This window comes from Bacteroides caecimuris (assembly GCF_001688725.2).
Classification (GTDB): domain Bacteria; phylum Bacteroidota; class Bacteroidia; order Bacteroidales; family Bacteroidaceae; genus Bacteroides; species Bacteroides caecimuris.
The window spans coordinates 2,090,068-2,102,639 of sequence record NZ_CP015401.2; the positions used below are offsets into that span (position 1 = coordinate 2,090,068).

A 12,572-nucleotide genomic window follows, 5' to 3' on the forward strand; every position below is an offset into this window, starting at 1 on the left:
TAAAGTTGATGTTATACAAATTCAAAATAAAAATCAATATTCTCCTTAATCAGGATGTCGATAGGCATATACTTTACAGGTTCAACAGACTTCTTAAACACAACATGGTCACACAGAGCCTTCACCCCGCAATACCCTTGCAATCCCGGACGTTGCCCGATTAAATAATGCACATCACCTGATTTTAATAGTTCCACATTTGCTTTCAGAAGGTCATATCCTATCAGCCCTTTCATACTACGTCCCGCATGACGGAGATACTCTCCCAACTGATACACCCTGGAATTAAATACAACTCCCAGCGCAGCCTTCGGATGTGCCCGGAAAAACTCATCTAATGTCCGTTGATTGCTTTCCTGATCGGATTTATTGAGTATAACCTCATGGATTACCAGGTTGTTATATTCCTCGGCTATGTAACTCATAAAACCGTCCAAACGACGTTGCATCTGTATTTCAGCCGGGTTATCTTTATTATTACTTAAGAACAAGACCAACTCCTGACCTTCTCCCGCCGAATAGTTGCGCATCAATATTTTTGCTGCAATATATCCGCTCTTATAAGAATTCTGCCCAATATACGTCAAGGCTTTCGCTTCTTCCATATTGAAATCAACAAAAGCATAAGCTATCTTATTTTCCTGCAGGTAAGCTGTCAGCGCCAGCGTCTCTTCCCGGAAATTCGGAGAAATCAACACTGCGTCTACATTCTTTTCTTTTATAGAAAGGCAGGTTTTCTGATAACTTTTCTCATCTCCATGATGATAATACAGATAATCTATACTCACATTAAAAGGACGCAACTCTTGCCGGGCACGCTCAATCCCCTCGACTACCGAATGCCAATAGTCATGCTCTATATAATAAGGTATCAGGCAGAGGAAAGAATATTTCTTTTTAGCAGCCAAACCGATAGCAAACACATTGGGTTGATAATGAATCTCATCCAGTACCTTTTGTACTTTAGCTTTGCTTTTGGGAGATACATCGCCACGATTGTGCAACACCCTATCCACCGTTCCGGCGGAAACACCGGCCATACGGGCTATGTCTTTAATGGTATAGTTCTGGTCCTCCATAGTGCTAAAACTTAAATATTATAAATAATCGCTGCAAATATACGAATTATTTTGTTACTCCAAGTAAATTTTCTATTTTTGTGTTCGATAACGGTTAATAAAACTAAAACGATATTTACGCCTATTATCTTTAAAATCAATACTATATAGGTATAAATACAGAAAGTAATAATTTTATATACTTAAAACACAGTAATAATGAAGAACTTCATGGACGAAAACTTCTTGCTGCAAACAGAAACCGCGCAAAAGTTGTATCACGAGCATGCGGCTAAAATGCCGATCATCGACTATCACTGTCATCTTATTCCCCAAATGGTAGCTGACGACTACAAGTTTAAATCACTGACTGAAATCTGGTTGGGTGGTGACCACTACAAATGGCGTGCAATGCGTACAAACGGCGTAGATGAACGTTTCTGCACAGGAAAAGATACCACAGACTGGGAAAAATTCGAAAAATGGGCGGAAACAGTTCCTTATACTTTCCGTAATCCACTGTACCACTGGACTCACCTCGAATTGAAAACTGCATTTGGTATCAATAAAATATTGAATCCGCAAACAGCACGCAAAATTTATGATGAATGTAACGAAAAGCTGTCTCAACCTGAATATTCAGCTCGTGGAATGATGCGTCGCTATCACGTAGAGGTAGTTTGTACTACGGATGACCCTATCGATTCACTGGAATATCACATCAAAACACGTGAAAGCGGATTTGAAATCAAGATGTTGCCAACTTGGCGTCCTGATAAAGCTATGGCTGTAGAAGTCCCTGCTGATTTCCGTAGTTATGTAGAAAAGCTGGCAGAAGTTAGCAGTGTTACTATCTCCAATTTTGATGATATGATCGCTGCTTTACGCAAACGTCACGACTTCTTTGCAGAACAAGGTTGCCGTTTGTCTGACCATGGTATCGAAGAATTCTACGCAGAAGATTACACTGATGCTGAAATCAAGGCTATATTCAATAAGGTATATGGCGGCACAGAATTGACCAAAGAAGAAATTCTGAAATTCAAATCAGCCATGCTTATTATCTTCGGTGAAATGGACTGGGAAAAAGGATGGACTCAACAGTTCCACTACGGCGCTATCCGTAATAACAACACCAAGATGTTCAAATTACTGGGCGCTGACACCGGCTTCGACTCTATCGGTGAATTTACCACAGCCAAAGCAATGGCTAAATTCCTTGATCGACTGAATACCAATGGCAAATTGACTAAAACAATCCTTTATAACCTGAACCCATGCGCAAATGAAGTAATTGCAACTATGTTGGGCAACTTCCAAGATGGTTCTATCCCAGGAAAAATTCAATTTGGTTCGGGATGGTGGTTCCTCGATCAAAAGGATGGTATGGAAAAACAAATGAACGCCTTATCTGTGCTTGGTCTCCTAAGCCGCTTTGTAGGTATGTTGACAGACTCCCGTTCCTTCCTGTCCTACCCACGTCATGAATATTTCCGCCGTACATTATGCAACTTGGTAGGACGTGACATAGAGAACGGAGAAATCCCTGCATCTGAAATGGAACGCGTAAACCAAATGATTGAAGATATCAGCTATAACAATGCTAAGAACTTCTTCAAGTTCTAACGGATCAGTAGTTACATTATAAAAAATACCGCTACCAAAGTCGAATATGCTTTGAATAGTGGTATTTTTTTATGTTCTGTTTATTCGGATTGCCCTTTGGATGGCTCAGTTGTAATTCTTGGGGGATTAATATTTGTAACTTCCATTTATGCATATACCTTTGCTAGCCTAAAAAGGAAGAATCTCATATCCACGACTCCTCTAAATGATGCCCTAAATGCTTTGATTTTAGCATTGAATGCTTCTGCAGCTGCATTTGTACTCCTGTTCACAAAGAAGTTTAAAATCCTTTCGTAATGGTTCTCAATAGAGTTTGCTACTGTTGTGAATGTATCGTATCCATATTCTTCAATCTTATTATACCATAGTGCCAGCTTTGCTCTTGCTACATCCTTGTCATAGTTTGTGGAAAATATCTTTCCCAACTCCAATGAGTAGTAATATACGTGCTTAATATCTTCAAACTGCTTGAAAAGTAATTCTGCCCTGATTTTCTGACTCTTGGTCCATTTGTCAGGTGATTTAAATAATAAATATCTGCTTCTGGCCAATAATTGCCTGAGTGTATCTCCGTTTTCGAGTTCTTCCGCTTTATATACTTCCCCCTTCTCTTTTGCCGCTTTCATGGCTTTATTCTCCTCTTTTATCACTTGCCATCTATATGTAATGCGCAACTCTTGTACAGCTTCATATACAAGTTTTTGTACATGAAACCTATCAATCACCTGCATGGCACGTGGAAAGCACGTTTTCGCAATCTTTTGCATGCTCCCTGCCATATCCAGTGTGATTTCTTTGACTTGATTCCGCAGCTCCTGTGGCATCTTTGTAAGTACCGCAATGATATCATCGGTTTTAGTGCCCTGAATTACAGCTATAATAGAACCTTTCCTGCCTCGCTTATCTCTATTTATTAAGATGGTATAAAGATCTCCCTTGCTTAAAGCCGTCTCGTCAATACATAGGTGATAACCCATATTCTTTGGATAAAGGATATACTCTTGGGCATGTGCTCTCTGATCCCAATTCTGGAAGTCACTCAGGTGGTCTTTATATTGGCTTTGAAGCTGTTTGCCATCCATGCAGTAATGCTCGGCTACACTTTGGCAGCTAACAGCGTGATTATCCAAGTAATTCTTTTAAAAAAGCACCGAACTCAGCGGTTATGCGAGTACCGGTGGCTACCAAACTCCAGTCACGACTATACGTCTGCCCGGTGGATGGATCTTCCCAGCGACGACGCTTGATACGTAAATAAACGGCTTTACCACGGATAGGGAAGTCCTGAACTTCAATCTCAGGGAGGAAACCTTTTGAGTGAAGATGGAGATCAGAGTACTCGGAAGGAATAGTCGCTTTCTCCTCTAAATAAAGAATAAAGCAAGTATCCTGAGATACATGATTGACTAGGGTGAAGTAATCAAGGATTCCTGAAGGCAAGAACAAGCTTAAAGAAGCAACAGGATCAATCGTTTGGGAAGAGGATGTTTTCATGATGCAAAAATAAGAATTTTAACGCAATCCCCCAAGGTTTCAGACTGAGCCCTTTGGATGTCAATTTATATAACATCTATTCAATTAATCTGCTGTAAACCAACAAAAAAAGGAGTCAAATACCTCCTTTTTTGTACACCCTCAGGGACTCGAACCCTGGACCCATTGATTAAGAGTCAATTGCTCTACCAGCTGAGCTAAGAGTGCAACATGTTATTTTATTGCAACCTTGAATTTGTACACCCTCAGGGACTCGAACCCTGGACCCACTGATTAAGAGTCAGTTGCTCTACCAACTGAGCTAAGAGTGCTTAATTCCTCGTTTGCGGTTGCAAAAGTAGGTCTTTTATTTTATTTGACCAAACAATCATGCAGCTTTTTTACTATCTTTTTTTCGTCTTTATTCGAACACATAAAGCTCGGAAGGCGTATTTCGCTTTAAAGCAAGCAGTTGCACATCTTTACCTACAAGAATACCTTTGTTCTTTAATTTCCATTCCACCGTTTTATAAGCTAACTCCGGATGATTATTGTCTTTACTCAAATGACATAACCAAATATATCGCAAATGTTCAGTGATATTTTCCGCTAAAAATTCCGCAGTATCAGAATTGCTCATGTGTCCGGTTTTACTTGCAATCCGCTCTTTCAAATATTGAGGATAAGGTCCCATTTTAAGCATTTCCTCATCATAGTTAGCTTCAAGTATCAGATAATGGGCTTTACTGATATAATGGGCAGCTGTAGGAGTAATTTCTCCAAGGTCCGTTAAGAAAGAAAAGACTTTGCCGCCGATTTCAATGCAATAACCCACATTGTCCGTTCCATCATGCGGCACTTCAAAAGATTCGATATGAAAATCCTCCAAAATCATCGGCTCTTGCTTTTCCAGATAACGGACTGACGAGCTAAGCTTCTCCGTCATACAATAGCTACGATTAATCCCAGCATGAATACGTGCGGTGGTATAAACAGGAATATTCATTTTTTCTCCCAAATTACCCACAGCTTTGATATGGTCAGCATGATCGTGCGTTATGAATACCGCACGAATACTATCCATCAAGATATTATAATCTTTCAGTGTTTTTTTGATAGTACGTATGCCGATCCCGGCATCTATCAGTATTCCATAGGTTTCAGTGCCCAGATAATAACAGTTCCCACTACTGCCACTCGCCAGGCTTATAAATCTTACTTTCATGTTTTATCCTCTTAATTAAAATGCAAAATGCCGTCAACTTTTACAGCAAAGTGACGGCAAATATACATAAAAAAGAATAGAATTACCGAGAAGATTCCTTCTTTTTGTCGATGGATTCGGTGATTTTCGCAAATAATAGTAGCGCTACAGCGGCAATCAGACCAATAGCAGCAAAGTAATACCATATATAATGGGCATTTGCGCTAGCCGCCTCCCATGCTGCCCGTGTCTCGAACAAAGCAGGATCCGGACAATATTTGGTAAGCAGGATTCCCGCCAGACCAAAACCAAAGATAGAAGAAAGGAAAGAATGTAAATGACTGAATCCTAAATACATTCCTTCTTCGCCTTTAGGAGCCTGCAAAGAGAAATATTCTAGATAACGCGGCGAAATAAAACATTCGGCAAGTGCCTGTACCACTATACCTACAATCATCATCAGGGTAATATTGCTCATGTCAGTAATAAGATCATTGCCTAGCAAATTTCCACATGCCATCAGCAACGCCGAAAAAGGAATCAAAAACATTCCCACATTCATCGAAGTAATCGCACTGCGCTTTGCCATCAAACGCGTGATAAAGCTAACGCAACAAACCACCACAAAGGGATTCACATTAGCAATCCAACCCGGTTTCGCCGTCTCGCCGGCCAACCGGATCACATATTTAGGCATAGTGGCATAAAGTTGCTGTTGCACCATCCAAAACCCTGTAACAATCAGAATAAGAATCAATAAACGCCAGTTGGTGATGATTCGCATAAATCCTTGCCCAATCTCACGGAGACTTTTTCCTTCACCAGCCGTGTGTGTTGATTTATAAAGGAGAATAACAGAAAGCAAAGCAATAATTGTCATCGCACCGGAGAAATAATTAATATAGATATATGCCTGCTCCCCAATGACATTACGCAAAGGATCGATAATTGTTTTACCGGTAAAAGCACCTACATTTACCATCATATAAAAGATGGAATAACCACGCGCACGCGTTGCTTCTGTTGTTTCCTTAGCCACAGATGCAGAAATGATGGACTTAATGAAAGACCCTCCCACCATAAGCACAAACAAGACTGGCACAATAATCCACTGGGTATAGCTATCAGGCAAACCATTAAATTGAGTAGTGACGCCATAACTAACCAGACCGGCAGCTTCTAGCAAAGTAGGAAACACTCCCAATCCTAAATATCCGACGGATAATAAGGAAAATGCTATAATCATTGACTTCCGGAAACCTATCTTATCAGCATAAGCACCGGAAAAAATAGGAAGCAGATATAACCCACCGGAAAAAAGCCCGGAAATCATACTTGCTTCAAAATCATTAAAACCTAAAATGGAGGATAGATAAATAGTGAGAACGATGAAAACGGCATAGTATGCCATACGCTCAAACAGTTCGACTGTGTTGCTGACCCAAAATGCTCTCGTAAAGCCTTTAGCAGCATGCTGAGGGGAATTGTTCATGTATTTATTAATTTATTAAAATGTTAATTTGAGACAAAGATACGTTTTTTTGGTTTACTGCCAAGTGTACGTGAAAGGACGCTTTTATCCGACGTGATTAGAATGCATTTTTCTATATGATGAAATAACTTATCGCCCAACATGGAACGACCATTTACTACGATTCTTTGTTTTCCCATTTTTCCCTGAACTCCCATAATTGCTCAATAGTAGGATAAAAAGTCGGATTTTCCCAGTTTCTGGAAATCATAGCAATCAACGATTCCAAATACGATTGACCATCAATAATCGTAGTGCATTGATTGACCTGATATCTTTCAGTTGGATAATTCTTTGTTTCGAGCATCTTTTTTGCCCAGTTCAATAACTCCTGAACTGCTTCATTGTCATAAGTATGTTGCGCCATATCTTTAGAATTTTCCACAAAGATACAAAGTTTATTTATTCATAAACAAGGAATAACCGAAGAACTGACAGAGATTCTACAAGTTGTGCTATCAGCAAAGAACAATTTCAATATTTTTTATGTTTATATAAATAGAGATAAACTTAAAAATAGAACGACTTATGATTTATGATTTCTTATTCCCCACAAAATCGAATACAACAAAAGTGTCTTTGTTGCTATTGGCTGTCCGGATCATCTTCGGCATATTATTAATGAACCACGGTATCCAAAAATGGAGTAGTTTCCAAGAGTTGTCAACCGTATTTCCTGATCCGCTTGGCATAGGAAATCCCCTGTCTCTCGGATTAGCTATTTTTGGCGAGCTTGTGTGTTCAATGGCATTTATTGTAGGCTTCTTATATCGTTTAGCCATGATCCCGATGATTTTCACGATGATAGTAGCTTTCTTTGTAGTTCACGCAAATGATGTATTTGCTGTTAAAGAGCTAGCTTTCATTTATTTAGTAGTATTCATATTGATGTATATTACCGGTCCGGGTAAATTTTCAATAGACCATATCATCGGAAACGAATTGTCAAGACGAAAATCAAGAGCATACAAAAATTTAAAATAATCCCCCTGATTAATTAAAAAATATTATATTTGCATACTTATATGAGAGAAATTATCAATATTTTTTATTAATTAAAAATGTTTTAACATGAAAAGAGGGAAACTGACTTTAGTCGCAGTAGTACTTAGCGGTAGTTTATTATTCAGTTCTTGTGTAGGATCATTCAGTTTATTCAATCGCCTGTCTTCTTGGAATCAATCAGTTGGAAACAAGTTTGTAAACGAACTCGTGTTCCTTGCTTTCAACATTATTCCAGTTTATGGTGTAGCTTATTTAGCTGATGCTTTAGTTATCAATTCTATCGAATTCTGGAGTGGCTCCAACCCGATGGCTAACGTAGGTGACGTAAAGAAAGTAAAAGGAGAGAATGGCAACTACATGGTGAAAACTCTTGAGAATGGATATTCTATTACTAAAGAAGGAGAAACTGCTTCAATGGATTTGATCTACAACAAAGAAGCTAACACATGGAACGTCGTTGCAAACGGTGAAAGCGCTGAATTAGTAAAAATGAACAATGACGGCACTGCTGATTTGTTCTTACCGAATGGCGAAAAAATGAATGTAACGTTGGATGCTCAAGGCATGCTGGCAGCACGCCAAGCTACAATGAGCAATCTGATGTTTGCCGCCCGCTAAAAAATTAAAAGAAATACGAAGGAGATGAAACTACTTATTGAAGTTTCATCTCCTTTTTCAATCCCATCTTCCATTCAGCATATCTTCTTATACTATGAATAAACTATATACACTTATCTATTCTGTCCTAATATTCACTTGTCTGTCCTGTCAACAACAAACTCCCCAAACTCAAATAGAACAAACAACTATAGATTTCTGCGAAGCCTTCTATAATTTCAATTATCCGGCCGCCAAAGCATGGAGTACGCCTTCTTCCCTGTCCTATCTTAGCTTTTTAGCGTCTAATGTACGGCAAACTTACCTGGATCAGCTTAAGACACGAGGTGCTGCGAAAGTTTCTGTTATATCTAGCGAGATAGATGCTAATTCAGAGGAAGCAACGGTTGTTTGCCAAATAAAAAATACATTCGTCATTAATCCTGTTGAAGGAAAAATAGAATATATGAGCTCTCTGCAAGATACCCTCCAATTTGTAAGAGAAAATAATAAATGGCTGGTTAAAAAGGATATCCCACAGCAAAATGGAAAGCAAAGTCACGACTAAATTTAGGATAAATAATCGGGAAATGCTCTTTCTTCGTTTCATAGGCGGGATTGACAGCTTTCATACCTCCATCAAAACGAAGAATAAAGAAATCTAAATCCAGGCGAAGCCCTAGTCCATAGGCCACGGCTATTTGCTTATAAAACTTGTCAAACTTGAAAACTCCTCCCGGTTGGTTGGCATAACTCCGGATGGTCCAGATATTACCCGCATCAATAAATGCCGCTCCCTGGAATTTCCAGAATAATTTGCTTCGGTATTCAATGCTGGCATCCAGCTTAATATCTCCCGATTGATCGAGCAAATTTCCATTTCCGGCAAAAGAACCCGGTCCCAAATCGCGAACAGCCCATCCGCGAACACTATTGGCTCCACCTGAGAAGTATTGTTTCTCAAACGGAATCGTTTTTGCATTTCCATAAGGTACAGCTATTCCTACACCGGCATGAAACGCAAAAGAGTTACGATGGTCAATTCTGATATTCTTGGCAAAATCAAACTCTCCTTTCAGATATTGAGCATAAGGAATTCCCAAAATAGCGTATTCACCATTATTATTCTTCCGAATATTGGTAGCTTTAGACAGGGCATACATTATATTTCCTGCCGACTCGAAATTAAAACGGATGGAATATGAATTAGATGCAATCGTATTATTGATAATAGACCCTCCCACGCTATTATAATTATAGCTATATCCCATATTTACAATCAATCGATTCTGATAATTATACTGGAAAATATGGTTCTGCCCTTTATTAATATAGTCTTCTTTAAACCTGTCAGAAATACGAGGCAAATATAGAAAAGCAATATTAATCAAATCAATACGGTGTTGTATCTTCTGACGTTGCGTCCACTTGTAGCTCCAATTGGCAGAAGCCATCGTACGCAGGAATTCCGGGCGCAACTGATAATTATATTGCAAACCAAACTCTGTTGTCGCCCTGATTTTCCGTTTAAAATCAGAGGAAATGAAAGGGAACAGAAAATTAGGGAAGTTGATACTCGTTTCCACCCCGTACTCTGTATAGTTATTATTCGAATAACCTGCCTGAAGTCCGGAAATGACTTCATACGCTCCACGGAATTTTATCATAAAAGTTTCCGATCCGCGAAAAAGGTTCCTGTTTTGGAAAGAGACGGAAGCTGCCGCTCCCAAGTCACCGGCAGAATTAGTTCCCTCTACCTCGAAAGCTACTGATTTATGCTTGCTCTTAGTCAGCATCACATAACAATCGAGCATCGTTGAATCTCCTATTTGAGTCTCAATAAAACGGATATTCGTATATTTCAATGCCGATAAACGTCCAAAACTGGAATAGGTCTGCTGCACATCGCGCTCATTATACAGGTCGCCGGAAGCAAACCGAAGGTTATCCGTAAGAACTTTTGGACGCAAATAGAGTTTATCCTTATAGTAAATCGGATATCCCTTATAATGCACCGAATCATTGATGTCCACACTGCTCATTGCCGAGGACTGCAAAACATCATAATCCGTAATAAAATTAATCTTATTGATCCAATATTGCCGATGTGCTCTTGCCGAATCATTCGCATGAGCTTTATACATCTGCAAATGTTGAGTCAGATCTACATTATAAGTATTACGAACGGTATCGGCAGTATATCCGATATAATCTTTATTAAATTTATAGTAACCATTCCGAAGTAACTTATTCGTGATACGTTGCCTGTCCGCATCCAATACATTCACATCAAAATACATACCCTCCTTCAGCAAACTTCTGGCAGAATCCTGTTTAAGAAGCGCAGCTATTTTAGGATCATAAATATCATATTTGATAGATTGAACAACGTATGGCTTGCCTGCCGTTACGTCATAATAGACTTTGATCTTTTTCTTTTTTACTTTGGTCGAACGTTTCACTGTTGCCGCCATATATCCCATATTATACACAGCCTTAGTGATCTCTTCTTCAGAACGTTGTGCTTCGTCCTCGCTATATATTACGGGAGCATCCCCTATTCTTCTCAAGAACTTATTCCCCCATTTGGTTGAATCACGCCCCGACAGATTGTATACATAAAGTTGGGTCTTTATCAGACTGAACCACTTGGCATTAGGATTTTGACGAACATACATGCGCAAGAAAGAAGGCCGTATATTTTTCTGGTCCGTACGAATTTTAACTTCATCCAGCAGATAAGATCCATCCGGCACAAACTTAGTGGTAGTACACGAAGCAAGTGACAAGACAGCAGCAGAAGCAAGCAAACAAAGAAAATTTCTCCTCATACGGTTTTACATCGATAGCATGAAAAATGCGCCTACAAAGATAAATTATATTTTCCGATGGGGAAAATAATTTAAGAAAAAGAGAGGAAAGTAAGGGTAGATTGGAAATATCTTTATAGCTTTGCAAAAGAATATCAAATCTATGGCATCATTAAGTAAAAACAAAATAAAGTATATCCACTCGCTGGAACTGAAGAAAATACGTAAAGAAGAGCGGGTATTTCTGGCTGAAGGTCCTAAATTGGTAGGTGATTTACTCGGACATTTCCCCTGTCGTTTTTTAGCAGCCACTCCCTTCTGGTTTCAGGAGCATCCGGGTATTGACGCAAGTGAACTGGTAGAAGTTTCACAGGAAGATCTTTCACGGGCCAGTCTATTGAAAACTCCCCAACAGGTACTTGCTATTTTCGAACAACCACAATATACCTTGGATCCGGAGGCAGTTCGTTCATCACTTTGCCTTGCATTGGACGATGTACAGGATCCCGGAAATCTGGGTACTATTATCCGTTTGGCCGACTGGTTTGGCATCGAACATATTATCTGCTCGAAGAATACGGTAGATGTATATAACCCTAAGACCATACAAGCCACTATGGGTGGAATTGCCCGGGTGAAAGTACATTATACTTCCCTCCCCGATTTTATCCGGTCGCTCGGAGATACTCCTGTGTTCGGTACGTTCCTGGATGGAAAAAACATGTATGAACAACCATTGTCGGCCAATGGCCTGATCGTAATGGGAAATGAAGGAAATGGCATAGGGAAAGAGGTAGCCACATTAATCAATAGAAAATTATATATCCCCAATTACCCGGCAGGTCAAGAGACATCCGAGTCTCTGAATGTAGCCATTGCTACCGCAGTAATCTGTGCCGAGTTCCGTCGACAGGCTGCATGGAAGTAAAATCAAAAGGATAAAACAAATAAGGAAATAAAGCTTCCCCCTTCTTTTCTGCTTCCTGCAGATACTCATTAAAACATTGGGAAGATTGATTCGAAACACTGGGAAGATTGATTTGAAACACTGGGATGTTTTTTAAAATCATCCCAGTGTTTTTTATTTCTTCCACCTGACTTTCAGAAAGCAGCACAATCACTCCCGGTATCCATTCAACCGATTCAATCTCTTCGGTCAATGGGAATACATTTCGGACAACTCCTTCGTCAGTGATCTCCACCACCTGCTGCTTCATATATCCGATGGCAGGTATCAGCAAATAATGAGAAGCAAAGCGTTTCATTAC

The 12,572-nt window shown here is 39.5% G+C and carries 13 protein-coding genes and 2 tRNA genes; 5 read left to right on the top strand and 10 right to left on the bottom strand.

From position 1 onward, the window contains the following. Positions 1–11 precede the first annotated feature (11 nt). The gene (locus A4V03_RS08985) at positions 12–1,079 is read right to left on the bottom strand and encodes a LacI family DNA-binding transcriptional regulator (protein WP_065538632.1); all 1,068 of its coding nucleotides are present in this window, start codon (positions 1,077–1,079) and stop codon (positions 12–14) included. A 198-nt stretch (positions 1,080–1,277) separates the two neighbouring features. Here A4V03_RS08985 and uxaC point away from each other — a divergent pair, with 198 nt between their 5' ends. Next, positions 1,278–2,684 (top strand): glucuronate isomerase, encoded by a 1,407-nt coding sequence (gene uxaC / locus A4V03_RS08990; RefSeq protein WP_065538633.1) that lies wholly within the window; start codon positions 1,278–1,280, stop codon positions 2,682–2,684. Between the two features lie 146 nt (positions 2,685–2,830). Here the strand turns inward: uxaC and A4V03_RS08995 are convergent, their stop codons facing one another. The 7 genes from A4V03_RS08995 to A4V03_RS09025 form a co-directional block, all read right to left on the bottom strand. After that, a complete protein-coding gene (locus A4V03_RS08995; protein ID WP_236588648.1) occupies positions 2,831–3,814 on the bottom strand; it encodes an ISAon1 family transposase in 984 nt (327 codons plus the stop codon). Next, positions 3,807–4,178 (bottom strand): ISAon1 family transposase N-terminal region protein, encoded by a 372-nt coding sequence (locus tag A4V03_RS09000; protein ID WP_065537581.1) that lies wholly within the window; start codon positions 4,176–4,178, stop codon positions 3,807–3,809. Before A4V03_RS09000 ends, A4V03_RS08995 begins: the two co-directional genes overlap by 8 nt. Positions 4,179–4,312: 134 nt before the next feature. Next, positions 4,313–4,385: transfer RNA gene (locus A4V03_RS09005), tRNA-Lys, on the bottom strand. A 31-nt stretch (positions 4,386–4,416) separates the two neighbouring features. Next, positions 4,417–4,489: transfer RNA gene (locus A4V03_RS09010), tRNA-Lys, on the bottom strand. Positions 4,490–4,578: 89 nt separating this feature from the next. Further along, positions 4,579–5,382, bottom strand: coding sequence for an MBL fold metallo-hydrolase (locus tag A4V03_RS09015; RefSeq protein ID WP_065538634.1), 804 nt, complete (start codon positions 5,380–5,382; stop codon positions 4,579–4,581). Between the two features lie 82 nt (positions 5,383–5,464). Further along, the gene (locus A4V03_RS09020) at positions 5,465–6,853 is read right to left on the bottom strand and encodes a peptide MFS transporter (protein WP_065538635.1); all 1,389 of its coding nucleotides are present in this window, start codon (positions 6,851–6,853) and stop codon (positions 5,465–5,467) included. A gap of 157 nt (positions 6,854–7,010) precedes the next feature. Beyond that, the gene (locus A4V03_RS09025) at positions 7,011–7,259 is read right to left on the bottom strand and encodes a DUF6965 family protein (RefSeq protein ID WP_065538636.1); all 249 of its coding nucleotides are present in this window, start codon (positions 7,257–7,259) and stop codon (positions 7,011–7,013) included. A 161-nt stretch (positions 7,260–7,420) separates the two neighbouring features. On the opposite strand from A4V03_RS09025, the gene A4V03_RS09030 reads away from it, so the two are divergent. From A4V03_RS09030 to A4V03_RS09040, 3 genes are all read left to right on the top strand, one after another. Continuing rightward, the gene (locus tag A4V03_RS09030) at positions 7,421–7,876 is read left to right on the top strand and encodes a DoxX family protein (RefSeq protein WP_065538637.1); all 456 of its coding nucleotides are present in this window, start codon (positions 7,421–7,423) and stop codon (positions 7,874–7,876) included. Between the two features lie 87 nt (positions 7,877–7,963). After that, positions 7,964–8,515, top strand: a complete 552-nt coding sequence (locus tag A4V03_RS09035) for a DUF3332 domain-containing protein (RefSeq protein ID WP_065538638.1) — start codon at positions 7,964–7,966, stop codon at positions 8,513–8,515. A 94-nt stretch (positions 8,516–8,609) separates the two neighbouring features. Further along, positions 8,610–9,062 (top strand): nuclear transport factor 2 family protein, encoded by a 453-nt coding sequence (locus tag A4V03_RS09040; protein ID WP_065538639.1) that lies wholly within the window; start codon positions 8,610–8,612, stop codon positions 9,060–9,062. On the opposite strand, the gene tamL is transcribed toward A4V03_RS09040, so the two are convergent. Further along, the gene (gene tamL, locus A4V03_RS09045) at positions 9,016–11,325 is read right to left on the bottom strand and encodes a translocation and assembly module lipoprotein TamL (protein ID WP_065538640.1); all 2,310 of its coding nucleotides are present in this window, start codon (positions 11,323–11,325) and stop codon (positions 9,016–9,018) included. The two genes, A4V03_RS09040 and tamL, sit on opposite strands and share 47 nt — an antisense overlap. Positions 11,326–11,467: 142 nt before the next feature. Between tamL and A4V03_RS09050 the strand changes: the two genes are divergently transcribed. Continuing rightward, a complete protein-coding gene (locus tag A4V03_RS09050; protein WP_065538641.1) occupies positions 11,468–12,232 on the top strand; it encodes a TrmH family RNA methyltransferase in 765 nt (254 codons plus the stop codon). Here the strand turns inward: A4V03_RS09050 and A4V03_RS09055 are convergent. Continuing rightward, positions 12,183–12,569, bottom strand: coding sequence for a hypothetical protein (locus tag A4V03_RS09055; protein WP_065538642.1), 387 nt, complete (start codon positions 12,567–12,569; stop codon positions 12,183–12,185). The two genes, A4V03_RS09050 and A4V03_RS09055, sit on opposite strands and share 50 nt — an antisense overlap. Between the last annotated feature and the right edge of the window lie 3 nt (positions 12,570–12,572).

Coding starts and splice junctions, on each gene's coding strand:
- A4V03_RS08985 (WP_065538632.1), bottom strand. CDS start 1,079: ATGGAGGACCAGAACTATACCATTAAAGACATAGCCCGTATGGCCGGT.
- uxaC (WP_065538633.1), top strand. CDS start 1,278: ATGAAGAACTTCATGGACGAAAACTTCTTGCTGCAAACAGAAACCGCG.
- A4V03_RS09000 (WP_065537581.1), bottom strand. CDS start 4,178: ATGAAAACATCCTCTTCCCAAACGATTGATCCTGTTGCTTCTTTAAGC.
- A4V03_RS09015 (WP_065538634.1), bottom strand. CDS start 5,382: ATGAAAGTAAGATTTATAAGCCTGGCGAGTGGCAGTAGTGGGAACTGT.
- A4V03_RS09020 (WP_065538635.1), bottom strand. CDS start 6,853: ATGAACAATTCCCCTCAGCATGCTGCTAAAGGCTTTACGAGAGCATTT.
- A4V03_RS09025 (WP_065538636.1), bottom strand. CDS start 7,259: ATGGCGCAACATACTTATGACAATGAAGCAGTTCAGGAGTTATTGAAC.
- A4V03_RS09030 (WP_065538637.1), top strand. CDS start 7,421: ATGATTTATGATTTCTTATTCCCCACAAAATCGAATACAACAAAAGTG.
- A4V03_RS09035 (WP_065538638.1), top strand. CDS start 7,964: ATGAAAAGAGGGAAACTGACTTTAGTCGCAGTAGTACTTAGCGGTAGT.
- A4V03_RS09040 (WP_065538639.1), top strand. CDS start 8,610: ATGAATAAACTATATACACTTATCTATTCTGTCCTAATATTCACTTGT.
- tamL (WP_065538640.1), bottom strand. CDS start 11,325: ATGAGGAGAAATTTTCTTTGTTTGCTTGCTTCTGCTGCTGTCTTGTCA.
- A4V03_RS09050 (WP_065538641.1), top strand. CDS start 11,468: ATGGCATCATTAAGTAAAAACAAAATAAAGTATATCCACTCGCTGGAA.
- A4V03_RS09055 (WP_065538642.1), bottom strand. CDS start 12,569: ATGAAACGCTTTGCTTCTCATTATTTGCTGATACCTGCCATCGGATAT.